Source organism: Methylobacterium sp. WL19 (genome assembly GCF_008040005.1).
Taxonomy (GTDB): domain Bacteria; phylum Pseudomonadota; class Alphaproteobacteria; order Rhizobiales; family Beijerinckiaceae; genus Methylobacterium; species Methylobacterium bullatum.
Genome location: NZ_VRVC01000072.1, coordinates 1 through 25,938, shown reverse-complemented (window position 1 = coordinate 25,938; position 25,938 = coordinate 1). Strand labels below are relative to the sequence as shown.

Genomic DNA, 25,938 nt, shown 5'->3' with positions numbered 1-25,938 from the left:
GGGTGTCGCGGCGCTCGGCGGCGGTGGCGGCGGCGGAAAGACGCCTCCAGACCTCGAAGAGATCCTCCGTCGCGGCCAGGACCGCCTACGCGGGATCATCCCCGGCGGGTCCATGGGCGGCGGCAAGGGTGTCGCCGTGGCCGGCGGCATCGTCCTGTTCATCTGGCTCGCCACCGGCATCTACACGGTCGCGCCTCAGCAGGTCGGCATCGAGACGATCTTCGGCCGCTACACGAACACCACCGGGCAGGGCCCGCATTACAACTTCCCCTATCCGATCGGCGCGGTGACGAAGCCGAATGTCGGGCAAGTGAACAGCGTCCAGATCGGCTACCGCGCCGGCGTCGGGTCGCAGTCGCGGTCCCGCGACCTGCCCGAGGAGAGCCTGATGCTCACGGGTGACGAGAACATCGTCGACCTCGATTTCGAGGTGCAGTGGCGCATCAACCCGCTGAAGGCGTCGGACTTCGTCTTCAATCTCGAGAACCCCGAAGGCACCATCAAGGCGATCTCCGAGAGCGCCATGCGCGAGGTGATCGGTCGCCGCAACATCCAGGCGATCCTCACCAACGAGCAGTCCAGCGTGGCCCAGGAGGTCAAGGAGATCACCCAGAAGGCCCTCGACGAGTACGGCGCCGGCGTGCGGATCGAGGTGGTCCAGCTCGTGGCGGTCAATCCGCCGCCGGATGTCAGGCCCGCCTTCATCGACGTCAACGCCGCCCAGCAGGATGCCGAGCGCGCGCAGAACGAAGCGCGCACCTATGCGAGCCGCGAGGTTCCGCAGGCGCGTGGTAAGGCCTCGCAGATCGTGCAGGCGGCCGAGGCCTACAAGACGCAGGCGACGGCGGATGCCACCGGTCAGGCGGCCCGCTTCCAGCAGGTCTACGAATCCTACAAGCTCGCACCGGCGATCAGCCGTGAGCGTATCTTCCTCGAAACGATGGAGCGGGTCCTGGGCTCGGTCAACAAGGTCATCATCGACCAGAACGGAACCGGCGTGGCCGGTGGTGCAACCGGCGCGGGCGTCGTTCCGGTGCTTCCGCTGACCGAATTCGGCAATCGCAACGCCAATCCGGGAGCCGCCCGATGAACGGTTCCGCACTCCGCACCGGCGGCGTCTTCCTCCTGGCGGTGATCGCCGTCGCCCTCTACGCCTCGGTCTTCACCGTGGGCCAGATGCAGCAGGCGCTGGTGATCCAGTTCGGCCGTGTCCGCACGGTCCTCAACCAGACGGGCACCGAGAAGCCCGGCCTCTACTTCAAGGTCCCGTTCATCGAGAACGTCGTCCTGTTCGACAAGCGCGTCCTCGACCTCGACCTCCCGGTCCAGACGCTCCTGACCGCCGACAGGCAGAACCTCGAAGTCGATGCCTTCGCGCGCTATCGCATCATCGATCCGCTGCGCTTCTACCAGTCGGCCAACAACGTGCTGCGCGCCAACACGCTGCTGGCGAGCTTCACCAACTCGTCGTTGCGCAACGTTCTGGCCCGCTCGACCCGTGACGCCATCGTGCGGACCGAGCGCTCGCACCTGATGAACGTCATCCAGGGCGACGTGAACACCCAGGCCAAGGAGCTCGGCGTCGAGATCGTCGACCTGCGCATGACCCGCGTCGATCTGCCGGCGCAGAACTCCACCGCCGTCTACAAGCGGATGATCACGGAGCGGAACCGCGAGGCCGCCGACATCCGCGCCAACGGCGACCAGATCTCGGCGACGATCAAGGCCAAGGCCGACCGTGACGTGACGGTGGTCCTGTCCGAGGCCAACCAGACCGCCGAGACCCTGCGCGGCCAGGGGGACGGCGACAGGAACCGCATCCTCGTCGAGGCCTTCGGGAAGGATGCAGACTTCTTCGCCTTCTACCGGTCGATGCAGGCCTACGAGACGAGCCTGAAGGGGCCGGAGACGCGCCTCGTCATCAACCCGAACTCGGACTTCTTCCGCTACTTCAACGATCCGCAGGGCCGCGCTCCGGCAACCGCCCCGCGGGCCACCGGAGCGGCGGATGCGGGCGCAACGACCGGCACGGCTCGCTGAAGCCCGGCCTCATCGCCCGACCGACCCTTGATCGTCCGCCACGGCGGACGATCTAATGCCTCGTTCCAACAAGAGGTCGACCATGATTTCCGCTGCGGGCGCCACGACGGCGCGACGTCCCCGGGCATTCCGCCACTCAGCACGCTCGGCCTTCGCCGCCCTGTCGCTCGCCACCACGGTGGCCATCACCGGCCTCGCCGGACCGGCCCTCGCCAAGGGTCCCGAGTCGCTCGCCGACCTGGCCGACAAGGTCACCGACGCGGTGGTGAACATCTCGGCCTCCACCACGGTGGAAGCCAAGGCGCCCGGCCGGACGATGCCCCAGCTGCCCCAGGGCACGCCGTTCGAGGATCTCTTCGAGGAGTTCTTCAACAAGCGGGGCCAGCGCGGCGACGGGGATTCCCCGCGCCCTCAATCGCGCAAGTCGAACTCCCTCGGCTCGGGGTTCATCATCGATGCCTCGGGCATCGTGGTGACCAACAACCATGTCATCGGCGACGCCAACGACATCCAGGTGATCCTGCACAACGGCACCAAGCTGAAGGCCGAGATCATCGGCAAGGATCCCAAGATCGATCTCGCCGTCCTGCGGGTGAAGCCCGAGGCCGACAAGCCGCTGAAGGCGGTGCCGTTCGGCGATTCGGAGAAGATGCGCCCCGGTGACTGGGTCATCGCCATCGGTAACCCGTTCGGCCTCGGCGGCTCGGTCTCGGCCGGCATCGTGTCCGCGCGCGGGCGCAACATCGAATCCGGCCCCTACGACAATTACATTCAGACCGACGCGGCCATCAACAAGGGCAATTCCGGCGGCCCACTGTTCAACATGGACGGCGAGGTCATCGGCATCAACACGGCGATCCTGTCGCCGACAGGCGGCTCGGTGGGCATCGGCTTCGCCGTTCCCTCCGCCACCGCGTCGCAGGTGATCGACCAGCTCCGCGAGTTCGGCGAGGTCCGCCGCGGCTGGCTCGGCGTGCGCATCCAGAACGTCGACGACGCCACCGCCGATGCTCTCGGCCTCAAGGGCGGCGCCAAGGGCGCGCTCATCGCGGGCGTCGACGAGAAGGGCCCCGCCAAGACGTCGGGCCTCGAGATCGGCGACGTCATCACCAAGTTCAACGGGACTGTGGTGAAGTCGTCGAGCGACCTTCCGCGCATCGTCGCTTCCACGCCGGTGGGTAAGGTGGTCGAGGTCATCGTGGTCCGCAAGGGCACCGAGACGACGAAATCTGTCACCCTCGGCCGCCTCGACGACCCGGAGAAGCCCCAGCTCGCCAACGCCAAGCAGCCGGAGGCGGCCGAGCCCGCCATCCGTCAGGCTCTCGGACTCAACCTGTCCGGGATCACTGACGAGCTGCGCCGCCGCTTCAGCATCAAGGACAGCGTGAAGGGCGTGGTCGTGACACGCGTCGACCCGAATTCCACCGCCGCCGACAAGCAGATCAAGCCCGGCGAGGTCATCGTGGAGGTCGGTCAGGAATCCGTCTCGTCCCCCGCCGATGTGACGAAGCGGGTGGATCAGCTGAAGAAGGAGAACCGCAAATCGGTTCTCCTCCTCGTGGCGGCCGCATCGGGCGACGTTCGCTTCGTGGCGATCGGTCTCGAATAGGCGCCGTCTTCATCGAGAGTATCGGCCCATTCCGCACGCGGGATGGGCCTCGCTCTGCCGTCGATCCGGGACATTCACCTTGTGCGACTCGCCGTCCGGCGCGTAGGCTGATCTCGACGCTATAGAGACCAGCAACCGATGACGGCGGTCGCCTTCGACACCTTGAAATTCGCCCGCTCCCTTCGCGAGAAGGCGAAGCTGTCGTCCGAACAGGCCGAGGGCCTCGCGGACGCGTTTACGGAACTGTTTCAGGGCGACATCGCCACGAAGTCCGATATCGGATCGGTGAAAGTCGACATCGAGGCGCTCCGCTTGTCGACCCGAGCGGATATCGAAGCGCTCAAGATGTCCACGAGATCAGACCTTCGCGAAGCCGAGGCACGGCTGGAAGCGAAGATCGAAGCCACGAAAGCCGATATCAACAAGTGGATGTTCGGGACGATTGGCTTTCAGACGCTGATCATTCTCGGCGCCGTCATCGCATTGGCACGGATCATCCGCTGACCGGCCGGTGCTAGGCGACGAATTCGTTCGCCCCGTAACCCTGCAGGTAGAGAAGCGCGGTCAGGTCGCCGTGGTCGATGCGGACATCCGCCGCCGCCGCGACCTTGGGCTTGGCCCGGAACGCCACGCCGAGGCCGGCCTCGCCCAGCATGTCGAGATCGTTCGCCCCGTCGCCCACCGCCAGCGTGTCCGCACGGTCGAGGCCGAAGCGCGAGCGCAGGGCGATGAGCGTCGCGCGCTTGGTCTCCTTGCCGACGATGGGCTCCAGCACCTCGCCGGTGAGATGGCCGTCCTTCACCCCGAGGGTGGTGGCGTGGGCCTCGTCGAAGCCGATCGTCGCCGAGATCGGTCCCGTGAACAGGGTGAACCCGCCGGAGACCAGACAGGTATGGGCGCCGTTGGCCTTCAGCGTCCGGACGAGGACGCGCCCCCCCGGCGTGAGGGTGATGCGGTCCCGGATGAGATCGTCCACCACGCCGACCGGCAGGTCGCGCAGCAGGGCGACACGCTCGCGCAGGGCCGGCTCGAAGGCGATCTCACCGCGCATGGCCCGCTCGGTGATGGCGGCGACGCGGTCCTTCAGGCCGATCGTGTCGGCGAGTTCGTCGATGCATTCCTGCTCGATCATGGTCGAATCCATGTCGGCCAGGAACAGCCGTTTGCGGCGGTGAGCGCCGGAGACCTGCACGGCGACGTCGAACGGTTCGGCGGCGAAGGCCGCCCGTAGCCGCCGCGCCATCGCGGAAACGTCGTCCCCGGAGCCCGGAAACAGGATCTCGGCTGCCACCTCGCCATGAAGGATGCGCGGCTGATGATCGGTCCGCAGCACGGAACGGGCTTCGGCCAGCACCGCATCGGTGATGGCGGGCCGGCTCTCGTTTGCTATCAGGGTCGCGACGAGGGTCATCGGGGAGTGTCCACGCCTTGCCGCCGGTCACGGACGGATCACACAGACAGGCGCCCCCGGCGGCGATCCTCATCGCAGGGCCCACCGCCTCGGGCAAGTCCGGCCTCGCGACGGAACTCGCGCGCCGTCACGACGGCGTGGTGATCAACACCGATTCCATGCAGGTCTATGCCGACCTGCGACGGTTGTCGGCGCGGCCGAGCGCCGAGGAGGAGGCGCTGGCGCCTCACCGGCTCTACGGCGAGGTGGATGGCGCGGTGAATTACTCGGCCGGGCACTTCGCCCGCGATGCCGCGCGCCTTCTCGTCGATCTGAACGGCCGACTTCCGATCTTCGTCGGCGGCACCGGCCTGTATTTTCGCGCCCTGGAGGAGGGTTTGTCCGACCTGCCTCCGGTCCCAGAGGCGATCCGAACCGCCCTTCGCGCGCGGGCCGAGGACCGGGCCACCGAAGAGCTCCATGCCGACCTCGCGGAGGTCGACTCCGCCGGAGCGGCGACCCTGCGGCCCACCGACCGCGCCCGGATCATGCGCGCGCTCGAAATCTTCGCCGCCACCGGGCGGCCGATCTCGGCGTTTCACGGCGAGCGCGTCGCCGGGCCGCTGGCGGGCAAACACCTGGTCAAGCTGTTCCTCGCTCCCGAACGCGAGACCCTGCGCGCCCGGATCGACCGACGTTTCGTGGCGATGATCGAGGCAGGTGCCCTCGACGAAGTCGCGGCCCTGCGGGAGCGCCGCCTCGATCCGCTCCTGCCGATCATGCGGGCGCATGGCGTGCCGGGCCTCATCGCCCATCTCGACGGGAAGATCCCCCTCGCCGAGGCAATCCAGCGCGGGCAGGGCGATACGCGGCGCTACGCCAAGCGACAATTCACCTGGTTCCGCCACCAGATGGGCGAGGACTGGGCCTGGACGGATCCCGACGCGGCCCTCGCCGTGGCGACGAGCCTCATTTTTCCAGGCGGGCGATGAGGCTCGACGTGTCCCAGCGGTTGCCGCCCATGGCCTGCACGTCGGCATAGAACTGGTCGACGAGGGCGGTGACCGGGAGCTTGGCGCCGTTACGCCGGGCTTCGAGGAGGAGGATGCCGAGATCCTTGCGCATCCAGTCGACGGCGAAACCGAAATCGAATTTTTCGGCATTCATGGTCCGGCCGCGATTCTCCATCTGCCAGGAGCCGGCCGCGCCCTTCGAGATCACGTCGAGCACCGCGTCCACGTCGAGCTCGGCGCGCTTGGCGAAGTGGATCGCCTCGGACAAGCCCTGGACGATGCCGGCGATGCAGATCTGGTTGACCATCTTGGTGAGCTGGCCGGAGCCCGCCGGTCCCATCAGCCGCGAGGCCTTGGCGAAGCTGAGGATCGCGGGCTCGACCTTGGCGTAGGTGGCCTCGTCCCCGCCGCACATCACGGTCAGCGCCGCGTTCTCGGCACCGGCCTGTCCGCCGGACACCGGAGCGTCGATGAAGCCGAGGCTAAGTACGGACGCGGCCTGGGACAGTTCGCGCGCCACCTCCGCCGAGGCCGTGGTGTGATCGACGAAGACCGCGCCCTTCTCCATTCCGGCGAAGGCGCCGTCCTCACCCAGAGTCACGCCGCGCAGGTCGTCGTCGTTGCCGACGCAGGCGAAGACGATCTCCTGCCCCGCCGCCGCCTCGCGGGGCGTCGCCGCGAAGGCGCCCCCATTGGCCTTCACCCAGGCTTCCGCCTTGGCCGTCGTCCGATTGTAGACGGTGACGGAATGGTCCTTTTTGGCGAGGTGACCCGCCATCGGGCCGCCCATCACGCCGAGGCCCAGGAACGCGACCTTCGCCATCATCCGTCTCCATCCGTCATTTCGTTGGAGGCGGGTCTAGATACGATGGCCGGAGGGGTCAAACGCCAGACGAAATCAGCCGCCGGTGACGCTCATGTGGCGCGGCACGGCGGCCGGACGGGCGCGCTCGATGACGAAGTCGTGGCCCTTGGGCTTGCGCGCGATGGCATCGGTGACGGCCTGCGTGACGAGGGCGTCGTCCGGCGAGGCGCGCAGGGCATGGCGCAGGTCGGCGGCATCCTCCTGGCCGAGGCACATGTAGAGCTTGCCGGTGCAGGTGAGACGGACCCGGTTGCAGCTCTCGCAGAAATTATGGGTCAGCGGCGTGATGAAGCCGAGCCGCCCGCCGGTCTCGGCGATGCGCACGTAGCGCGCCGGTCCGCCGGTCCGGTCGGGCAGGGGCACCATGGTGTAGCGCTGCTCGAGACGGGCGCGGGCGACGGAGAGGGGCAGGAACTGGTCGGTGCGGTCGCCCTCGACCTCGCCGAGGGGCATGACCTCGATGAGGGTCATGTCCATGCCGTCGCCATGCGCCCAGGCGATCATGTCGGCGATCTCGTCCTCGTTGACGCCCTTCAGCGCCACGGCGTTGATCTTCACCTTGATCCCGGCCTTGCGGGCCTTCTCGATCCCGTCGAGCACTACCTTGAGGTCGCCGCGCCGGGTGACCGCGCGGAACTTGTCGGGGTCGAGGGTATCGAGGGACACGTTCACGCGCTTGACGCCGAGCTCGGCGAGCTCCGGGGCGAAGCGACCGAGCTGCGTCCCGTTCGTCGTCATCGTCAGCTCTTCGAGAGCGCCGGAGCCGAGATGGCGGGACAGCCGCCGGAAGAGATGCATGATGTCACGGCGCAGCAGCGGCTCGCCGCCCGTGATCCGCAGCTTGCGCACGCCCCGGTCGATGAACACGCCGCAAAGCCGGTCCAGCTCCTCGAGGGTGAGCAGGTCGCGCTTGGGCAGGAACTGCATGTCGTCCGACATGCAGTAGACGCAACGCAGGTCGCAGCGATCCGTCACCGAGATGCGAAGGTAGGTGATCGCGCGCTGGAAGGGGTCTATCAAAGGCGCGGGTGCCTTCGATGCGACGCGTTCGGCTAAGGCAACACCCATGGGGGACTCGGGACTCGGGCCTGGGGGGACTTCCGGAGCGTGGTCGCGCGGTGAACCTAGCATGTCCGGCATATGAGGCGCGACGGCGGATAGGGCAAGCATACTCGGACGCATGCCCCCTGCGCTCTACACATATATTGCATCCCACCCGCTTTCGGGCATGAGATTTCTCGCATGAGCCAGCATCACGCCGATCCCCACTCCACCGGCCGGCAGGTCGCTCCGCCGGAGCGGTGGCCCACCGAGATCCGTTTGTCCGGCGACAAGCGCACGCTCAACGTGTCCTTCGAGGATGGCGGCAAGTTCGCCCTGCCCGCCGAGTACCTGCGCGTGTCCAGCCCCTCGGCGGAGGTGCAGGGCCACTCGCCCTCCGAGCGCAAGGTCATCGGCGGCAAGCGCGACGTGGCGATCCTCTCGGTGGAGCCGGTGGGCAACTACGCGGTGAAGCTGACCTTCGACGACATGCACGATACCGGGCTGTTCGGTTGGGGTTATCTCTACGATCTCGGCCGGGAATACCGGAACCGGTGGGCGACGTACCTGTCCGAACTCGAAGAGCGCGGACTCGTGCGCGACGCCGCCCGTCGTCCGGCCGCCGGCCCCAAGGGCGAGCCACCGAAGAGCGAGGGAAGCTGCGGCAGCGGGTGCGGATGTCACTGACCGCCACCGCCGATTCCACCCTCGGGGTGACGCCGGTTCCGGCCACCAGCCGCCGCATCCTGGCTCTGGCGCTACCGATGACGCTGGCCAACGTCACCACCCCGCTCCTCGGCTTCGTCGGGGCGGCGGTGATCGGGCGGCTGGGCGATCCCGCGCTTCTCGGTGCCATGGCACTGGGGGCGGTGATCTTCGATGCGGTGTTCTGGTCGTTCGGCTCGTTGCGCATGGCGACGGCGGGGCTCACCGCCCAGGCGGTGGGCGCGCGCGATGCCGGGGAGGTCGACCGTATCCTCGCGCGCTCCCTGGCGGCGGGCCTCCTCGTCGGCCTCGTCATCGTCGCCGCACAGGTGCCGATCGCGGCCGGGGCCTTCGCGCTGAGCGGCGCCAGCCCGGCGGTGATCGCGGGGCTCGCCACCTATTTCCACATCCGCATCTTCGCGGCACCCTTCACCCTGGCGAACTACGCCATCCTCGGCTCGGTGCTGGGGCGCGGGCGGACGGATCTCGGCCTCCTGCTGCAGGTGGCCATCAACCTCGTCAACATCGCGCTCACCCTCGTCCTCGTGCTGTGGGCCGATCTCAGCGTCGCGGGCGCCGGCATCGCCACCCTCCTGGCCGAGGCCGCCGGGACCGCCCTCGGTCTCCTTCTCCTGGCCCGGCTCGGGTCGCGGCCGTTCTCGGTGCCGTTCCGCGTCGTTCGCGATCCCTTGGCATTGGCGCGCATGCTCAGCGTCAATGCCGACGTGATGATCCGGACCCTGCTCCTCGTCGGCGCCATCGCCCTGTTCTCGGCCCTCGGCGCGCGCTCGGGCGACGTGGTCCTGGCGGCCAATGCGGTGCTGTGGAATCTCTTTCTCATCGGCGGCTTCTTCCTCGACGGGTTCGCCACGGCGGCCGAAACCCTGTGCGGGCAGGCGGTGGGCGCCCGCGACGAGGCCGGGTTCCGCCGGGCGGCGCGGCTCAGTCTGGTCTGGTGCGTCGCCTTCGGCCTGGCGGTGGCGGCGCTGTTCCTGGCCTTCGGGGCGGCCTTCATCGATACCGTGACCACGAGCCCGGAGGTGCGCGAGACGGCGCGCGCCTATCTCGTCCCCGCCGCCCTCGCGCCCCTCGTGGCCTCGGTGCCCTTCGCCTATGACGGGATCTATATCGGCTCGACCTGGACGCGGGCGATGCGCAACCTGATGATCGCGGCCACCGGCATCTACGCCGTCGCCATCGGCCTCGCCCATGCGGGCGGCTTCGGCAATATGGGCCTCTGGCTCGCCTTCCTGACGCTGCTGGCCGCGCGCGGTGCCAGCCAGGCCCTGGCCTATCCGGGCCTGGCACGGCGGACCTTCGCGAAACCGTCGGGCGCCTGATCGTCGCACCGGACGGCTGCCGTTCAGCTTCGATGGATAAGGTCCGGCCCTCTCACCTGCCGGGAAACGGAAGCGGGCTTGGCCCGCGCCGCCCCATCGGAGTCCCCCGTGCCCTACTCGACCCTCGCCGACGTCGCCCCCGGGATCGACACGTCGCCCCGCTTTCCCTCGGCGGCCCCGGATACCGTCATCGCCATCCCGGTCCGCAACGAGGCCGAGCGGATCGAGGCGTGCCTTCGCGCCATCGACGCGCAGGACGGCGTGCGGCCGGGCAGCCTCGGCCTGTACCTGTTCCTCAACAACTGCACCGACGGCACGGACCGGATCGTGGCGGACCTCGCGCAGGCGATGTCGATTCCCGTCCGCGTCCGGTGCGTCACGTTCGACGGCGCCCATGCCGGCTGGGCGCGCCGCGCCGCCATGGATGCCGCCGCCGAATGGATCGGCCCCGACGGCACGGCCGGCACCATCCTGACCTCGGACGCCGACAGCCGCGTCCCCACCGATTGGGTGGCCCGCAACCTCGCGGCCCTGGATGCCGGCGCCGACGCGGTGGCCGGGCGCATCCAGATCGACGAGGCCGAATGGGCGGCCCTGCCCAAATCCCTGCGCGCGCGCGGCAAGCTGGAGGACGCCTACAGCGATCTCCTGACGGAGCTGGAGGCGCGGATCGACCACGATCCGCACGATCCCTGGCCCTGCCACCGCACGACGATCGGCGCCACGCTCTCCGTCCGGCTCTCGGCCTACCGGCTGGTGGGCGGCATGCCGATGATCCCGCTCGGCGAGGACGGCGCCTTCGTGGCGGCCCTGCTCCAGCACGGGCTCCGGGTCCGGCACGCCAAGGACGTGGTCGTCACCGTGTCGGGGCGTCTGGTCGGCCGGGCGCCGGGCGGCGTGGCCGATACGATCCGGGCACGCTGTGAAATCCCCGACAGTCTCTGCGACGCCCGCATGGAAGCGGTGCCGCGCGCCCTCTACCGGTACCTGTGGCGCCGTCGCCTGCGCCGCCTCCACGCCACGGGGCGCCTGGCGACCACGCGGGCCTGGTCGCGCAGACTGGCGATCCCGGCGGCGGAGGCGGGCCGGATCGCCCAGCAGCCCCTCGTCGGCCTCGCCGTCGCCGAGATCGAGCGTGTCAGCCCCAAATTGGTCTATCGCCCCCTCGGGCCGAAGCAGTTGCCCCGCCATATCCGCGTGGCGTCCCTCGTCCTCGTCGTGCTGCGCGCAGGCGCGGCCCTGCGGAGCCGCCTGCAATCCCCCACGCCCGCATCGCCCCTGCTGCCAGAGGCCAAGGCCATGGCGGGCGATCCCGTCTCTCGCTGACGCGTCGAGACCCGGCCGGAGGCGAAGCGCTCAGATCGGCCTGCCGGCGATTCCGAGGCCGACCTTCTCGCCCGCCGGCGTGAGGATGCCGTGTTTCAGGATGGCATCCTCCAGATCCTCGAACGCGGCCGTCAGGTGGCTCTTGGCCGTGGCGATGGACGAGGCGCGTGGTTGGGGCCGCTCCGCCATCAGACCGGTGAGGTCGTCGGCCCTTTCCAGGACGACGCGATGAAGATTTCGGATCGTGGCCTCGGGCTCGATGAACCGGAGGGTCGAATCGGTCCAGCGACGCAATTCGCCGGACAAGTCCTCGCTGGCCGAGGCATAGGCCTCGACCTTCTGCCGGGCATGCTCGAAACTGGTCCTGATGTCTTTGCGTAGCTGAGGCATGAGAGCGACTTCTTAGAACGTCGTCAGACAGGTGAGGGCTCGCCGCCCGTTCGGCGCGGCACCGGTTCCGTGCGGCCAAGCGCATGCGAGGCGGTTAGTCATGGTCGGCGTCGATCTGCCGTCGGGCCGCGTTCATCCGGACGACGCGCTGCGCCGTGGCGACGGAGAGGGCCTGGAACGCCTCCGTCATCCCCCGCATCACTTCGGGCGGCGTCTCCCGATCCGATTTCGAGGCCATGAACAGCTTCAGGATCTTCCAGCCGAAGCGCACCGAGCGGAGGAGGTAGAGCAGCGGCTCGTAGGAGGGCGCGTGATAGGCCTCGATGGCCATGGCGCTGGGAACCCCAGCGAGGCGGGCGAGCGCCACGAGCGCTTCCGTCTCGCGGCCCGAATCGAGCCAGCCGACGATGACGCTTTCGGTGATCTCGCCCTGGCGGAACTGGGCGCCCACGAACACCTCGGCCGCGAAGATCGCGCGGGCCGGATCGTCCGGGGAGGGCGGGGCGATGCCGTCCCACAGGGCACCTTCCTGCGCCAGGGTGTCGGGTACGTCGTCGCGGTCGCGAAGCCGCGCGGCGAGTTCCGGATCGGACAGGCTGCGGCCCACGAGCTGCCTGTAGCCGTCGAGGGAGAATCGCGCGCCGGGATTGCCCGCAACCGCGCGCGATACTGTCGCGTCGCCCCGCTCGACGATGATGTCGGTGAGGAGCTCGATGAGGGTCTTCCGACGCGTCAGGGCCAGGAGCTGGGGCTGGCCGCAGACCCGCGCGATCGCGGTGAGATCGTCGAGCGTCAGCAGCGTCGCCGCTTCGAGGGTCGGGACGGATACGGCGGCGGCGGGATCGAAGGCCAGGTCGCGAATCAGGCGCGGCGGCGCGTTGGCGATCGGGGCGATGCGGCGCGACAGGTCGCTTCTGGCGACCTCCTCCATCGACCGGGCCAGATGCAACATCACCATGTCGAAGGCGCGGACGTGGTCGGCGCCGAGACGCGGGGCGTATTCGGCGAATAGTGACGTCAGATCGTGCAGGATCGACTCGCGGCGCTCCGTCGAAGCCCCCGCCATGGTGCGGTCGAGTTGCTGAACGAGGGCTACGAGTGCGGTCGCCATGGGCGCTGATGTCTCCGGCCGACCTTGCGTGCCAGCAGGACCACGGGACGACGATACTGGTCGCGCCACCGTTAACGGGCGGTTCGTCCGGCCGGCTCGGCTTGCGGCCCGGTCGCCGTTCGGGAGGGCGGTGCGGCATAGAGGCCGTCGGACCGCCCTTCGTCGGTCGTTCCAAGGGCGGGCGCAACACATTGGAATTGTTCTGATATATCGATTCGGCAAAGAAGCGCCTTTGCATCGGCTGAGCGCTGGTTTACGCGCTAGAGACGATGCGCAAGATCACTCACTCCGCCCTGATTTCCGCCTCCCTGCTGGCCTTCGCGGCCCTGGGCACCGGCTTCGCCTCGGCCAAGGAGACGCCGATCGGCCCTCCCATGCTGAAGGACGGGCTGGAGGTGACGGCGGTCTATCTTCAGCCGATCGAGATGGACCCGCCGGACATGATGCGCGCCGCCGCGCAATCCGACATCCACCTCGAAGCCGACATCCGTGCGGCCAAGGACAACCGCAACGGCTTCGCCGAGGGCGATTGGCTTCCCTCCCTCGACGTGAGCTTCGAACTGACGAAGCTGGAGGGCGAGGCCGCCACGGGCCCGAAGGTGAGCGGCTCGCTGATGCCGATGGTCGCCAATGACGGCCCGCATTACGGCGACAACGTCAAGCTGAGCGGCCCCGGCCGCTACCGGCTCAAGCTCACCGTGGCCCCTCCCGGCAAGAACCAGCATTTCGGCCGCCACGTGGACAAGGAGACGGGCGTCGCCGAATGGTTCAAGCCCTTTGACCTGATCCAGGACTTCACCTTCGCCGGCACCGGCAAGAAGGGTGCGTATTGAGCCCCGTGATGCAGCACGTCCGCAGCCTCGCACTCGCCTGCGCCGTCATGGCGGCCGGCATCGGCTTTGCGTCGGCCAACGACATGCCGGTGATCAAGGTCGAGATGAAGGACGGCGTGATCATCCCCGAGATCATCGAGGTGCCGGCCAATACCCGCTTCAAGCTGGAGATCAGCAATACCGGCGCTTCGCCGGTGGAGTTCGAGAGCATGGAACTGAAGCGCGAGAAGGCCCTGGCCGCCGGCGCGACCTCGGCCATCGTGTTCCGCACCCTCGACCCCGGCACCTACGACGTGTTCGACGACTTCCATCCGGAAGCCAAAGCCAAGCTGGTGGCGAAGTAGCCCCATGGCGGCGAGCGTCTCGACGGACCTGCGTGAAGCCTGGATCGACCAGCGCCTCGCGGAACTCGGCCATTGGCTCCAGCGCCACGGCGGAATCATCCGCAGCGTGCAGTGGGCGGTGGTGGCGGTCTATCTCGTCCTCGTGGCCGTGCCGGCCTTCCTGCCCCTGCCGGACCGCACCGCCCATCTCTGGAACAACCTGACGGTCCTCGCGCAATTCGCGTTCTGGGGCATCTGGTGGCCCTTCGTCCTCGTGAGCATGGTGCTGGTCGGCCGGGCCTGGTGCGGGGTCCTGTGTCCCGAGGGCACGCTCACGGAATTCGCCAGCCGCTGGAGCCTCGGCCGCGCGGTGCCGCGCTGGATCACCTGGGGCGGCTGGCCCTTCATCGCGTTCGCCGGCACCACCGTCTACGGCCAAATGGTCAGCGTCTATGGCTATCCGAAGCCGGTACTCGCCGTTCTCGGCGGCTCGACGGTTGCGGCGATCGCGGTGGGCCTCGTCTATGGCCGCAACAAGCGCGTCTGGTGCCGCTATCTCTGCCCCGTGAACGGCGTTTTCGCGGTGCTGGCGAAGCTCGCCCCGGTGAGCTTCCAGGTGGACCGCCCCGCCTGGGCCGCCTCCGACAAGCCGCAGGGGGCCGCCTTCAACTGCGCGCCCCTGGTGCCGGTGAAGACCATGCGCGGGGCCGGCTCCTGCCATATGTGCGGGCGCTGCAGCGGCTATCGCGGCGCGGTCCGCCTCGCCCGGCGCTCCCCCGCTTACGAGATCGTCCATGTGGCCGGCTCCGAGCCGAGCCTCGAACAGACGATCCTGATCCTGTTCGGGATGATGGGTCTGGCGGCCGGCGCCTTCCAATGGTCGTCGAGCCCCTGGTTCATCGACGCCAAGCAATGGCTCGCCACCTGGTTCATCGAACACGGGATGGTCTGGCCGCTCGAGACCACCCTGCCGTGGTTCGTGCTCACCAACTACCCCGAGCACAACGACGTCATGACCTTGCTCGATGGCGGCCTGCTGCTGGCCTATATCGGCGCCGCGACGGTCATCCTCGGGGTGGGCCTCTCCGCCCTCGTGGCCCTCGCCACGCGCTGCCTCGGCCCTTGGTCGACATCGCGCTTCCATCACCTGACGCAGACGCTCATCCCCATCGCGGGGTGCGGCGTCTTCCTCGGCCTCTCGGCCCTCACGGTCACCTTCCTGCGCGGGGAGGGGCTTCCCCTTCCCTACGTCGCCGAGATGCGGGCCGGGCTGCTCATCGGCGCGAGCCTGTGGAGCGCCTGGCTCGCCTGGCAGGTGGCGGGGCTCACCACCGGCGGATGGCGCCGGGCGGGCGCGACGGCCTGCATCGCCGCCGCCGCCACCCTGTCGGTCTCCGGCTGGGTGCTTCTGTTCTGGATCTGGTAGGGCGCTCACGCAGCCCGCCCGCGACATCGAAGGAAATCTCCGCATGATCGGAGCATTCGTCATTGCCTTCCGCGAGGTCATCGAGGCGGGCCTCATCATCGGCATCGTGCTGGCGGCGACGCGCGGCATCGCCGGGCGCGGTCGCTGGATCGGCCTCGGCGTGGTCGGCGGGCTTGCCGGCGCCTGCCTCGTGGCGCTCTTCGCCGAAGCGATCTCCGACGCGTTCGAGGGCGCGGGACAGGACATCCTGAACGCCGCCGTCCTCGCCACCGCCGTTATCATGCTGATCTGGCACAACACCTGGATGAGCCGCCACGGGCGCGAACTCGCGGGCGAACTGAAGGCCGCCGGAGAATCCGTGCGCAGGGGCGAGACCACATCCGCCGCCCTGGCCTTCGTCGTCGGCGCGGCGATCCTGCGCGAGGGTGCGGAACTCGTCCTCTTCCTCTACGGCCTCGTCGCCTCGGGCACGTCCGGCCCCGACCTGCAGATCGGGGCGCTGGCCGGGGTCGGCGCGGGCGTCCTGATATCGGCCGTGAGCTATTTCGGCTTGGCCGCGATCCCCACCCGCTACGTCTTCTCGGTCACCAGCGCGCTCATCATCTTCCTCGCCGCCGGCCTCGCCGCGCAGGCGGCGCAGTTCCTCACCAATGCCGGGCTGATCACCGTGCTCGACCGGCCGCTCTGGAACACCGCCAACATCCTGTCCGAGGGCAGCATGGTCGGCCGCGTGCTCCACGCCCTGGTCGGCTATACCGACCGCCCGACGGGGCTGCAGGTCATCGTTTATCTCGGCACGATCCTGGTCATGGTCGCCCTCATGCAATGGTCGTCGGCCGACAAGAGGCGGCGGACCCTGCGGACGGCGTGAACCTGGGAGGCGCACCATGCATGTGAACCACGATTCGGCGGCCCCGGCGGCGGCGCCGATCGGCTTCGACGAGTTCCTGGCCGTGGATATCCGGATCGGCACGGTGGTCTCGGCCGAGCCCTTCCCGCAAGCGCGCAAGCCCGCGCTCAAGCTCGTCATCGATTTCGGGCCGACCATCGGCACCAAGCGTTCCAGCGCCCAGATCACCGAGCATTACCGGCCGGAGGATCTCGTCGGCCGGCAGGTCGCCGCGGTGGTGAACTTCCCCCCGCGCCAGATCGGCAAGTTCCTGTCAGAGGTCCTGACCCTGGGCTTTGCCGACACGAACGGCGCCGTCGTCCTGTTCCGCCCCGACCATGCCGTGCCGGACGGAAGCCGCCTGTTCTGACCTCACCGCCGTTTGGCCGCCCCGGCGATCCAGGCCTCGAGGCGTGAAGTGAGCAGTGCCGGGTCGCCGCTGAGCCCCAGGATCTTCTGTCGCGCCGTATCCCCGGTGACGATGCGGATGTCGGACCGGCGCAGGTCCAGGGCCTCGGCGAGGGCGGCGATCAGCGCCGTGTTGGCGGCCCCCTCCACCGGAGGTGCGGCGACCCGCATCTGGACCCAGACGCGCCCGTCGGCGCCCTCCACGAGACCGTCGAGGCCGGTCCGACTCGCGCGCGGCGTCAGGCGCACGGCGAGCCGGACGCCCTCCCGCGTCGCCGTATAGGGGCGGTTTTCCGTCGAAGGCGGCATGATTCCCTGTCCGTGCATGGTCCGGGCCGGTTTCCCGCGAACCCGGTGGATTTTCCCGAGGCCCTCGCGGCGATGCGGTGTGATCGGCATTTCGCTGCAAAGGCCACGCCCGCGCCGGTCGAACGCGGATCATCGACACGCATTTTATATCCGCAGGGCTGTCCCGGCAGCCGTGTTGCATTAAGCTCCACCGCATCGTCACTGGAATGCGTTCATGTCCGATCTCCGCCTGCGCCGCAGCGTCCTCTACATGCCCGGCTCGAACCAGAGAGCCCTCGACAAGGCGAAGACCCTGCAGGCCGATGCCCTGATTCTGGACCTCGAAGACGCGGTGGGACCGGACGAGAAGGTGCTGGCCCGCGAGCAGGTCTGCGCGGCGGTGAAGGGCGGCGGCTACGGCGACCGCGAGCTCGTGATCCGCGTCAACGCTCCGCAGACCCCCTGGGGCGAAGCCGACCTGAAGGCGGCCATCGAAGCCCGTCCCGACGCCATCCTGATGCCGAAAGTGTCCTCGCCCGCGGTGCTGGAGAGCATCGCCAACCATCTCGAAGCCCTCGACGCGCCCGAGAGCATCGACGTCTGGGCCATGATCGAGACCCCGGCGGCGATCCTCAACATCCAGGACATCGCCAAGGCGCGGCGCGACCGGCGCACCCGGCTCACCTGCTTCGTCCTGGGGACCAACGATCTCGCCAAGGACACCTGGGCGCAGCTCGTGCCCGGCCGGGTGCCGATGCTGCCCTGGATGATGTTCACCCTGGCGGCCGCCCGCGCGGAAGGCCTCACCATCCTCGATGGCGTGTGGAACGACATCGGCGACATCGAGGGGTGCCGCACCGAGTGCCGCCAGGCGCGCGACCTTGGCTTCGACGGCAAGACGCTGATCCATCCCAACCAGCTCGAGCCGGCCAACACCTCCTTCGCCCCGACCGAGGAAGAGGTGCGCCGCGCCACCCTGGTGATCGAGGCCTTCGACAAGCCGGAGAACGCAAAGCGCGGCGCCATCAAGGTCGAGGGCCGCATGTACGAGCGCCAGCATATCAGCATGGCCCGCCGCGCGGTGAACTGGTCGGATTCCATCGCCGCCAAAGGATACTGAGGCAGGTCGTCTCCTCCATGAACGGCGGAGAGAGCCCCCTCTCCCCGCAGGCGGGGAGAGGATCGCGGACACTTCGTCGTGTCCGCGATGAGCGGAGGCGAAGCCGGAGCGACGGTGAGGGGGCGATTCCGATGGTGTCTCATCCGACATCGCCCCCTCACCGTCGGCTACCGCCTCGACGCGCCGACGACAGGGTCGTCGCGTCCCTCTCCCCGCAAGCGGGGCGAGGGAATGCGCACCCCGTGCAATCGGGGAGGGGTGTGGGAACAAGGGATCGGGCGGCGGGATTGCCCGTCCATAGCGCTTCATCCCAATCAGCCCCGTCCCGCCTCCCTCATGAAAGCGGGACGGCTCGGTCGCGTGAACGGGTGAACGCGAGGCCTCCCGGTCGGGGGCCTGTCTCACCCCGTTTAGGACAGCACGCGCCTCATGAGCCCGATCCTCGAACCCTTCACCCTCGGCGACCTGACCCTCAAGAACCGCGTCGTCATGGCGCCGCTGACCCGCAGCCGGTCCTCCGACGAGGGCATCCCCCCGGATTTCGCGGTCGATTACTATGCCCAGCGCGCCAATGCCGGCCTCATCATCTCGGAGGCGACCAACATCTCGCCCCAGGCGGTCGGCTACGCGCTGACACCGGGCATCTGGACCGATGCGCAGGTGGAGGGATGGAAGCCGGTCACCGCGGCGGTTCACGCCAATGACGGGCGAATCTTCCTGCAGCTCTGGCATACGGGCCGCATCTCGCATCCCGACGTGCAGCCGAACGGCCAGTCGCCGGTGGCGCCCTCGGCCCTGAAGCCCGAGGGCATGGCCTTCACCAAATCCGGCATGAAGCCGCATGAGACGCCCCGCGCCCTGGAGACGGACGAGATCCCGGGCATCGTCGAGGATTATCGGAAGGCCGCCGAGAATGCGAAGCGCGCCGGATTCGACGGCGTCGAGATCCATTCGGCCAACAATTACCTGCTCGAACAGTTCGTGCGCGATTCTACCAACAAGCGGACCGACCTTTATGGCGGCTCCATCGAGAATCGCCTGCGCTTCCCCCTCGCGGTGGTGAAGGCGGTGACCGAGGTCTGGGGCGGCAAGCGCGTCGGCATCCGCCTGTCGCCCGCCACCACGGAGCCAGGCAAGACGCCGCTGGACAGCGATCCGAAGGCGACCTTCGGCGCCTATATCGATGCCCTGAACGGGTTCGACCTGCTCTACGTCCACACGATCGAGGGCGTGACCCAGCAGACCCGCGACGTGCCGGACGAGGTGGATTTCGGCCAGATCCGCGAGCGTTTCCGGGGCGCCTATATCGGCAACAACCAGTACACGCTCGACCTCGCCGAGAAGGATCTCGCCGAGGGGAGGGCGGACCTGTTCAGCTTCGGCCGGCCCTATATCGCCAATCCCGATCTCGTGGAGCGGCTCCGCACCGGCGCACCGCTCGCCGAGGCTCCGAAGGCGTATTGGTATGGCGGGGGCGCCAACGGCTATTCCGACTGGCCGGGCATGAACGGCCCCGTCGCGTTCCGGCGCTGATGCCAAATCCCGGGAACTCGGTCCGGCGTGGACTACTCGCTTCACGCACCTGCTCGACGGCTGTTCGCCCTATCCAAGAGGGTCCGACGTGAGGCGCCACGGGCTCCCTCTCCTGGAAGGAGAGGGGACCTGCGCTGCCCGCGAGATGTGTGAATATCGTAGCCAAGGTGGAACGGTGGGCCTCAGCCCTTCGGTGACGGCTCGCCGCCTTGCGCCTCGGCCTGCTCGCCACCGGCATTCGCCGGTTGCGGCACCGACATCTCCGGGTAGCGCTTGCGATATTCCTTCAGGAAAGCCTGGAGGGTCTCCGCCTTGGTGGCCCGCTGCGCGATCTCGCGGAAAGCCTGGCTCCGCACCGCGTTCGGCTGGGTGAGCAAGGCGAAGGTGCGGGCGTCGGCGCTCTCGGCCATGGGCTCGGCGAACTTCGCCCTCAGGCGCTCCAGCCCGAGGGACTCGTTCGACAGGCCGTAGGCTATGGCCGAGCGGATGATGTCGGAGCGCATGGCATCGTCGAGGGGTTTGCGCAGTCGCCAGGCCTCGCCGACCATGGCCTCGTGCGCCTCGCCCGCCTCGCGCCAGCGTCGGCCGCTCCAGAGAATGTCCGCGCGCAGCCGCTCCACGTCGGCGCCGGTCTCCGCCTCGATGGTCTCCAGGGCGAGATCGGTGCGCGACAGGTCGGACAGGGCGCGCGCCCGGATGAGCGCGCGGGCACGGCGCAGATCCTCGGGCAATTCCGGCTGATAGGTGGCGTCGATGACCTGGAGCGCCTGGAGCGGCTTCTCGTCCATCATCCGGATGGTCGCCAGCCGCGCGGCGACGCTGGCGCGGGCCGGGCCGGTGAGACGGTGATCGACCTGATGCTGCAGCAGTTCACCCGCCGAATCGAGCAGGTCGAGTTCCACCAGCTTGTCGGCGAGGCGGCGCACGATCTCGTCGCCGCGCCGGCCGATCGGCGCGAAGTCCTTGAAATCGAAATACAGCGCCAGCGCCTCCACGCCGGACATCCGCGCCCCCTTCTCGGTGAGGAAGAGGTCGTCGAACAGGTCCTGGGCGCTGTCATGGAGCTCGCGGCTGATCGCCGATCCGGGCGCCAGCGCATCCGCCTTGCGCGAGGCGGCGAAAGCCTGGCGCCAGCGCCCGGCTTCCATGTTCAGCTTGGAGAGCCCTGCGATCGTCCTCTGCTCGATCTCGTCGCCATGCCAGGTGAGGAGGAGCGTTTCCAGCCGTTCGATGGCCTCGGCCACCGGCATCTTGCCGAGGGCATGGGCGAGGACGGTGCCGCGCAGGGTCGCCACGGCGGCGGTGGGCCGGTCCGCCGTGTCGGACAATCGCTGATACGTATCGAGCGCCGCGCTCGTCTGGCCCGTCACCTCGTCGATCCGCGCACGCAGGAAAGCCAGGCGGTCCGAGACCGAGCGGTCGGACGCGCGCGCCTGCGCGGTGGTGATCTGCTGGCTCGCGGTGGCCCAGTCGCCGGTCTCGATGGCGGCCTCCGCCGCAACCGAGCGAAGCAGGCTCTGCAGGTCGTCGGGATAGCGCTCGATGATGGCCGCCGTGTCCCGGAACGCCGTATCGGCGATGGGCCAGCGCCCCGCCTTGGCATCGAGATAGCCCTTCCACAGCCGCGCCTCCGGGTCGGCCCGCAGGTATTCGGAGTCGAGGGCCTTCCGCGCATCGGCGTAACGGGCCATCTGCGCGTTCGCCACGGCGGTGAGGATGGCGAGTTCGCGCTGTCCGGCCATCACCGGATCTTCGCTGGCCGCCACCTGAAGGACGCCGAGGGCTTCCAGGCCGAGCCCGTTGGCGAGCATGCTCCGCGCCAGGGCGAGCCTCAGCGGCCCGCGCGCCGGGCGCGGCGCGTCGACCACGGCGTTCAACTGCTCCCGCAGGTTCTCGCCGATATTGCCGCTCCGCGCCGCGTCCCAGGGCTGGCGCTCGATGGCGAGATCGCTCACGGCGGTGAGGGCCGGTTCGGCCGGGCGCGCCACTCCGGAGACCGCCATGCCGCCTTCGCGGGCGATCACGACGCCGTCCATGTCCGGCCGCACCAGCAGATCGTCGGCCTTGGCGAGGACGGCGACGCCCTGGCGGCTCGGCAGCAGCTCGAAATCCACGAAGGCCTGTCGCTTGGGGATGCCGGCGGGCTTCGGGCCATAGCCGGTCACCACGCCGATCCGCTCGCCGCCCCGCTCGATCCAGGTCGCTCCACCGGGGTGGGGCAGGCGGATGCCGATGCCGATGCGGCCGCTCGCTTCCGTGTTGCGGATCGCGGACAGCGTTTCGCTCGCCGACAGATTCTCACCGGCCACGAGTTCCCAGCCGGTGGGCGCATCCGCATCGCCGATGGGGACGAGATCGAGGAGCCGCTCGCGGGGAACCTTGAAGCTCAGGGAGACGAAGGCACCCTGCCGCCGGGGCTGACTGACGAGATCGAAGACCGGATCTCCGGGGGGGACGGCGACCGTCTCGGGCGTCTCGAAGACCAGGGTGGCGATGCCGGCCCGCTCGAACAGGGCCGCCGCCGGCTGGCGCTGGAACGGAAAGGCGAGGCCGGGTCCGGCCGGGCGCAGGACGACGGTCTTCTGCGGAAGAGTGGGCGCCGGCATGCCGGCCGGTTTGGCCTGCGCGGCGCTCACCGGCGCCGTCGCGGGTTTGGACGATGCGTCCCCCGCCGCGGCCTTCACGTCCGCCGCGGATGGCTTGATATCCGAAGCTTTGGCATCCGGGGGCGCGGCCTTGCGGAAGACGTCCAGCGTCACGCCGTCCTCGTCCCGTCCGGTGCGGATCTCGTAGCCGGCGGCGGGCGTCACCAGCAGGCGGGCGCCCTCACCGTCGTTCTCGACGGACAGAGCCTCGATGGCGGGCTTGGTGCGCCCACGGGGCGCGAGGTCGTCGATGCGCCAGGGACCGGGAATCGTCAGCCGCGTCGCCAATCCGGCCTCGTCGAACCGCGCGGTCGTCTCCGGTGCGAGCCGCAGGCTGAGCCGGGTCAGGGTCGGCAGGCGCGAGAGTTCGAGGGGCAGGCGCTTGGGCTCGATAACGGGCTTGGCCGCGCGCATGGCGGCTTCCGCGATCTGCGCCCGGCGGACGAGTTCGGCCACGATCTCGGGCGGCAGCGGAGGAGGGAGCCCGGACCAGTCTTCGGGCAGCAGGTCCACGAAGACGTGTTCGCCCGCCGTCTGGACGTTGAGGCGATACGGCTTCTGCAGGGCGATGCGCAGGCCGGTCCCGTCGGGGTCCCGCCGGACCATGGTGACGAAATCGGGGATCTCGCCCGCGATCTTCTCGGGCGCCGAGGTGCTGGGCTCACCGAAATTCACCAGCAGGACGAGGCCGGAGATCCGAGCCTTCACCGGAACCGCCGAATCGAACGTCATGGCGATCCGGGCGTAGCGCCCGACCTGGTTCGCCTTCAGGGTGAGGAGGCGTGCCGCCTCGGCCTCGCTGCCGGAGACCAGCGTCCCGCCGAGGATCGAGGTCGCGACGAAGCCCGCCATGAGCCGGCGCCGTCGTCTCGCGATTTCGGCCCCCATTCCCATCGAACGTCACGCCACACCGGATTGCCCGGAGAATCCGAAACCGATTCCCGCGACACGCTACATCGCCGGCGAGTCTCCACTGTCGAGGCTAACGCCCGCCTAACGCCCACTCGGCGCGATGTCTCGAAACTGCGCGCCCCCTGGATTCCCCCCGGAAAGACAGCCTTCCGCCGATGTCCGATCAAAAAAACCCCGCGCCGGCTTTCGCCGGGCGGGGAGGTGTTCAGAAGGACCTTCCTTGGGAGGAAGGCCGCAACGTTACCATGTGACATCCCACATTTGCCACATCGGAAGACGGGCATGTCCACCGCCGAGGCGGCTCGCGCGTCGATGCCGCGGGCCGAGTCGAGGCCGGCCCGTCCGACGCCGGGCGGCGAACGAGGAGGCGGTTCCGGCCTACATTCCGCCGGTACCGCCGCTGCCGCCACCGGCGCTTCCGGCCCCGGACCGGCGCGAGGGCTGGCTGGAATTGCCGCTCGCCGCGGAACTGTCCCGCCCGCGACGGCCGCCGGTGTTGTTCGAGAGGCTATGGGTTCCAAATCCGCGCTTGGAATGGCGCGAGCGCGCATCGGCGGAGGTCGTCATCTGCGCGAGGACGAGCGACGAGACGGCGAGGGCGCAAAAAGTGAGGGCCAAGGTCTTCATAAATTCTCCTGTCGATCCGGTGGGCCAACGCCAGAACGACCCGGAATATCCATGACGGGAGAACGAAGACCGCGACGGTAAAGACCCCGCCCGGCGCGAACCGGACGGGGGGAAGTCAGACAATCCCCCTCGGGGCGGAGGGTATGGGATAGACGCCCGACCCCAGCCACATCATCCCCGAAACGGGCAGGCCGCAGATGTCGCACCACCCCCGGCCGTGGCCGCCCTAGATAGAGGGGTCACTCGACGGAGCCGGAAACCGATGTGGTATCTGTACGGCGCCGTTCTTCTCGCGGGCATCGCGAACGCCGTGCAGGCGGGACAGAACGGCGCTCTGGCCAAGAGCCTCGGCGGATCCCTGAGCGCCGGCCTCGTCGTCGCGGCGGGAACGGCCGCCTGCATCACGCTCGCCGGCCTCGTCTCGGGCAAGCTGACCCTGCCGTCCGCCGCCCAGGTTTTGGACGTGCCCTGGTGGGCCTGGTTCGGCGGCGTGCTCGGGGGCGGCATCGTCGTGGCGCAGCTCATGGTGGCCCGCCAGATCGGGGCCGCCCCGTTCCTCGGAATGCTGGTGACGGCGGGCGTCGTCACCTCGATCCTGCTCGATCATTTCGGCTGGATCGGCTTCGAACGCCACCCGGCGACCCTGTGGCGGATCGCAGGCGGTCTGCTGATGATCGCAGGCGTCGCCCTCGTGGCGACTTTCTAGTCCGCCCGGCTGAACCGTTTCGACGGTGTCCGCCGTTATAGCGCTACTCTCAACCAGGAAGACCCATGCACCGTTACTTCCCCGTCCTCATCGCCGTCGTCGCGATCCTCGCGGTCGGGATCCTGTATGCCTTCGTCCGCAACGGCGACACGGCGCATACCGCCCCCGTCCAGCAGACGGCGCCGCGCTGATGCGTCGCCTGATGCCCCTGGTGCTGCTGGGTCTCGTCGCGATCCTCGCGGTGATCTGGGTGGGCGTCTGGAATTTCGAGGCGCTTCGCACCGAACGGGCCGAGAATGGCGGAGCCCCAGCCGTCCCGGCCTGCGATCCGAACAACACGGTCGGCAAGGCGATCCTGCCGAACTGCCCCGACGCGTCCATCACCGCGACGCAGAAGCGCTGACGCCCGCGCGGCCCTCCGCTCGATCTTACCGGAGCACTCAGTCCGGCGGTTGGATCGGGCGACCACCCGACCCCGTTATTTCTTGACGACGAGCCCCGGGATGATCGTGCCGGTCTCGCCGAAATTGGCGACGGCCTTGGCGCAATTGGCCGGCACATCCTTGCCGTAGACATCGGCATAGGCTTTGACCCGCAGGATCAGCTCGCCGCCCGCCAGGGCGTCCGGCTCGATGCCGAGGCCGCGCACCACCGTCTTGAACGTCTCGTAGTTCGGCTTCGATTCGGGGCAGGAGGCCGAGACGAACTGGAGCAGCCCGGCGAGCTTGGCGGCGGTGTTCTTCTGCCGCTCCTCCTTGGTGTCCGGCGGCGGGGGCGCATCCGGCGCGGGCTGGGCGGCGAGGGGAGCCGTCAGGGTCCCCAACAGGAGCGAGGCGAGCACGATCTGCTTCATGGGTGGCGTGTTCCTACCTGTCTGTCCCGTCGCCCGACTGTTTGCCGTCAGTGCGAGAGTGCGCTGGCCCTCGCGAGGGCGGCACCGAAGCCGTTGAGCGGCACGGTGATCGTCGTGGGTTCGGTGGCGTCCTGCTTCGGGGCGAGGATGAGCAGGTTCTTGGCGGTCTTCATCGTGTCGGTGGCCAGGGTCGGCAGGCTCACCGGCACGAGGCAGCCTTCCGAGCTGCAGGTGTAATAGGGCGCGCCCTTGCCGAGAACCGCGTCGTCGATCTTGAAGCTCAACCCGGCCTCGATCTGGAATCCGAACGGCATCAGGATCAGCCCGTCGGTGCGATCGTTCGCGGGCGGCTTCAACTCGATGGCGAATTCGCGGCGGTTCTCGCGCTTCGAGCCCTGGGCCTGCACCACCGAGCAGATCGAAACCTGGTTCTCGCGGGAGCAATTGATGCTCCAATCGCCATAGCTCTCGCTCAGGGCGCTGGCGCCTTCCGGCCAGATCGCCTTGGCCGGGGCTACGGCGGCGGGCGCAGCGGCGACCGGGGC

At 68.9% G+C, this 25,938-nt stretch carries 28 protein-coding genes; 18 read left to right on the top strand and 10 right to left on the bottom strand.

The window, feature by feature from the left end; genetic code table 11:
• The 4 genes from hflK to FV220_RS15115 all read left to right on the top strand — a co-directional run.
• The coding region (gene hflK, locus FV220_RS15130) for an FtsH protease activity modulator HflK (protein WP_147832465.1) at window positions 1–1,090 on the top strand (1,090 nt) is incomplete at its 5' end.
• Window positions 1,087–2,040, top strand: a complete 954-nt coding sequence (locus tag FV220_RS15125) for a protease modulator HflC (protein ID WP_018042570.1) — start codon at window positions 1,087–1,089, stop codon at window positions 2,038–2,040. The genes hflK and FV220_RS15125, both read left to right, overlap by 4 nt.
• A gap of 82 nt (window positions 2,041–2,122) precedes the next feature.
• Window positions 2,123–3,649, top strand: a complete 1,527-nt coding sequence (locus tag FV220_RS15120; RefSeq protein WP_056144115.1) for a Do family serine endopeptidase — start codon at window positions 2,123–2,125, stop codon at window positions 3,647–3,649.
• Window positions 3,650–3,787: 138 nt separating this feature from the next.
• Window positions 3,788–4,153 (top strand): DUF1640 domain-containing protein, encoded by a 366-nt coding sequence (locus FV220_RS15115; RefSeq protein ID WP_147832464.1) that lies wholly within the window; start codon window positions 3,788–3,790, stop codon window positions 4,151–4,153.
• Window positions 4,154–4,163: 10 nt separating this feature from the next.
• On the opposite strand, the gene serB is transcribed toward FV220_RS15115, so the two are convergent.
• On the bottom strand, window positions 4,164–5,060 hold the full coding sequence (serB, locus tag FV220_RS15110; protein WP_056158354.1) for a phosphoserine phosphatase SerB: 897 nt from the start codon (window positions 5,058–5,060) through the stop codon (window positions 4,164–4,166).
• 17 nt (window positions 5,061–5,077) lie between these two features.
• Between serB and miaA the strand changes: the two genes are divergently transcribed.
• Complete coding sequence (miaA, locus tag FV220_RS15105; protein WP_147832462.1) at window positions 5,078–6,031, top strand: tRNA (adenosine(37)-N6)-dimethylallyltransferase MiaA; 954 nt, start codon at window positions 5,078–5,080, stop codon at window positions 6,029–6,031.
• Here miaA and FV220_RS15100 read toward each other — a convergent pair.
• A complete protein-coding gene (locus FV220_RS15100; RefSeq protein ID WP_147832467.1) occupies window positions 6,009–6,875 on the bottom strand; it encodes an NAD(P)-dependent oxidoreductase in 867 nt (288 codons plus the stop codon). The genes miaA and FV220_RS15100 overlap by 23 nt on opposite strands.
• Window positions 6,876–6,950: 75 nt before the next feature.
• Window positions 6,951–7,985: a GTP 3',8-cyclase MoaA gene (moaA, locus tag FV220_RS15095; RefSeq protein WP_056144129.1), complete on the bottom strand. Its 1,035-nt coding sequence runs from the start codon at window positions 7,983–7,985 to the stop codon at window positions 6,951–6,953.
• A 174-nt stretch (window positions 7,986–8,159) separates the two neighbouring features.
• Between moaA and FV220_RS15090 the strand changes: the two genes are divergently transcribed.
• The 3 genes from FV220_RS15090 to FV220_RS15080 all read left to right on the top strand — a co-directional run bounded on the left by FV220_RS15090 (window position 8,160) and on the right by FV220_RS15080 (window position 11,329).
• Window positions 8,160–8,645 carry a DUF971 domain-containing protein gene (locus tag FV220_RS15090; RefSeq protein ID WP_056144133.1) on the top strand — a complete coding sequence of 162 codons (486 nt, stop codon included), beginning with the start codon at window positions 8,160–8,162 and terminating at the stop codon, window positions 8,643–8,645.
• On the top strand, window positions 8,636–10,003 hold the full coding sequence (locus FV220_RS15085; protein WP_056144136.1) for an MATE family efflux transporter: 1,368 nt from the start codon (window positions 8,636–8,638) through the stop codon (window positions 10,001–10,003). The genes FV220_RS15090 and FV220_RS15085 overlap by 10 nt, the downstream gene beginning before the upstream one ends.
• A gap of 144 nt (window positions 10,004–10,147) precedes the next feature.
• Window positions 10,148–11,329 (top strand): glycosyltransferase, encoded by a 1,182-nt coding sequence (locus FV220_RS15080; protein WP_147832466.1) that lies wholly within the window; start codon window positions 10,148–10,150, stop codon window positions 11,327–11,329.
• Window positions 11,330–11,359: 30 nt separating this feature from the next.
• On the opposite strand, the gene FV220_RS15075 is transcribed toward FV220_RS15080, so the two are convergent.
• Entirely contained in the window at window positions 11,360–11,719 is a 360-nt protein-coding gene (locus tag FV220_RS15075) for a hypothetical protein (RefSeq protein ID WP_147832308.1), read from the bottom strand.
• Between the two features lie 94 nt (window positions 11,720–11,813).
• Window positions 11,814–12,830 (bottom strand): DUF2336 domain-containing protein, encoded by a 1,017-nt coding sequence (locus FV220_RS15070; protein ID WP_147832306.1) that lies wholly within the window; start codon window positions 12,828–12,830, stop codon window positions 11,814–11,816.
• A gap of 269 nt (window positions 12,831–13,099) precedes the next feature.
• Between FV220_RS15070 and FV220_RS15065 the strand changes: the two genes are divergently transcribed.
• Genes FV220_RS15065 through FV220_RS15045 form a run of 5 tightly spaced genes read left to right on the top strand, consistent with a single transcriptional unit; the run spans window position 13,100 to window position 16,671 of the window.
• A complete protein-coding gene (locus FV220_RS15065) occupies window positions 13,100–13,663 on the top strand; it encodes an iron transporter (protein WP_018042582.1) in 564 nt (187 codons plus the stop codon).
• Window positions 13,664–13,671: 8 nt separating this feature from the next.
• Window positions 13,672–14,007: a cupredoxin domain-containing protein gene (locus FV220_RS15060; RefSeq protein ID WP_056144148.1), complete on the top strand. Its 336-nt coding sequence runs from the start codon at window positions 13,672–13,674 to the stop codon at window positions 14,005–14,007.
• A gap of 4 nt (window positions 14,008–14,011) precedes the next feature.
• Window positions 14,012–15,412 carry a 4Fe-4S binding protein gene (locus tag FV220_RS15055; protein WP_147832304.1) on the top strand — a complete coding sequence of 467 codons (1,401 nt, stop codon included), beginning with the start codon at window positions 14,012–14,014 and terminating at the stop codon, window positions 15,410–15,412.
• Between the two features lie 43 nt (window positions 15,413–15,455).
• Window positions 15,456–16,283 (top strand): FTR1 family protein, encoded by an 828-nt coding sequence (locus tag FV220_RS15050; RefSeq protein ID WP_147832303.1) that lies wholly within the window; start codon window positions 15,456–15,458, stop codon window positions 16,281–16,283.
• Between the two features lie 16 nt (window positions 16,284–16,299).
• Complete coding sequence (locus FV220_RS15045; protein WP_147832301.1) at window positions 16,300–16,671, top strand: tRNA-binding protein; 372 nt, start codon at window positions 16,300–16,302, stop codon at window positions 16,669–16,671.
• A 2-nt stretch (window positions 16,672–16,673) separates the two neighbouring features.
• On the opposite strand, the gene FV220_RS15040 is transcribed toward FV220_RS15045, so the two are convergent.
• A complete protein-coding gene (locus FV220_RS15040; protein ID WP_147832299.1) occupies window positions 16,674–17,018 on the bottom strand; it encodes a DUF167 family protein in 345 nt (114 codons plus the stop codon).
• Window positions 17,019–17,232: 214 nt separating this feature from the next.
• Between FV220_RS15040 and FV220_RS15035 the strand changes: the two genes are divergently transcribed.
• Together FV220_RS15035 and FV220_RS15030 are read left to right on the top strand one after the other, a co-directional pair.
• Window positions 17,233–18,117 (top strand): CoA ester lyase, encoded by an 885-nt coding sequence (locus tag FV220_RS15035; protein WP_147832298.1) that lies wholly within the window; start codon window positions 17,233–17,235, stop codon window positions 18,115–18,117.
• A 429-nt stretch (window positions 18,118–18,546) separates the two neighbouring features.
• A complete protein-coding gene (locus tag FV220_RS15030) occupies window positions 18,547–19,650 on the top strand; it encodes an alkene reductase (RefSeq protein WP_147832296.1) in 1,104 nt (367 codons plus the stop codon).
• Window positions 19,651–19,832: 182 nt separating this feature from the next.
• Here FV220_RS15030 and FV220_RS15025 read toward each other — a convergent pair whose 3' ends face one another.
• Complete coding sequence (locus FV220_RS15025; protein WP_147832294.1) at window positions 19,833–23,147, bottom strand: tetratricopeptide repeat protein; 3,315 nt, start codon at window positions 23,145–23,147, stop codon at window positions 19,833–19,835.
• Between the two features lie 438 nt (window positions 23,148–23,585).
• Complete coding sequence (locus FV220_RS15020; RefSeq protein WP_147832292.1) at window positions 23,586–23,834, bottom strand: hypothetical protein; 249 nt, start codon at window positions 23,832–23,834, stop codon at window positions 23,586–23,588.
• A gap of 262 nt (window positions 23,835–24,096) precedes the next feature.
• Between FV220_RS15020 and FV220_RS15015 the strand changes: the two genes are divergently transcribed.
• The 3 genes from FV220_RS15015 to FV220_RS15010 all read left to right on the top strand — a co-directional run bounded on the left by FV220_RS15015 (window position 24,097) and on the right by FV220_RS15010 (window position 24,943).
• Window positions 24,097–24,540 (top strand): DMT family transporter, encoded by a 444-nt coding sequence (locus tag FV220_RS15015; RefSeq protein ID WP_056144166.1) that lies wholly within the window; start codon window positions 24,097–24,099, stop codon window positions 24,538–24,540.
• Window positions 24,541–24,605: 65 nt separating this feature from the next.
• Entirely contained in the window at window positions 24,606–24,731 is a 126-nt protein-coding gene (locus tag FV220_RS26420) for a hypothetical protein (protein ID WP_018042593.1), read from the top strand.
• Window positions 24,731–24,943: a hypothetical protein gene (locus FV220_RS15010; RefSeq protein ID WP_026175717.1), complete on the top strand. Its 213-nt coding sequence runs from the start codon at window positions 24,731–24,733 to the stop codon at window positions 24,941–24,943. The genes FV220_RS26420 and FV220_RS15010 overlap by 1 nt, the downstream gene beginning before the upstream one ends.
• 75 nt (window positions 24,944–25,018) lie before the next feature.
• On the opposite strand, the gene FV220_RS15005 is transcribed toward FV220_RS15010, so the two are convergent.
• Window positions 25,019–25,393 carry a hypothetical protein gene (locus FV220_RS15005; protein WP_056144167.1) on the bottom strand — a complete coding sequence of 125 codons (375 nt, stop codon included), beginning with the start codon at window positions 25,391–25,393 and terminating at the stop codon, window positions 25,019–25,021.
• 47 nt (window positions 25,394–25,440) lie between these two features.
• Window positions 25,441–25,938, bottom strand: a 498-nt coding sequence (locus FV220_RS15000) for an invasion associated locus B family protein (protein ID WP_147832290.1), incomplete at its 5' end; no start/stop codon positions are given.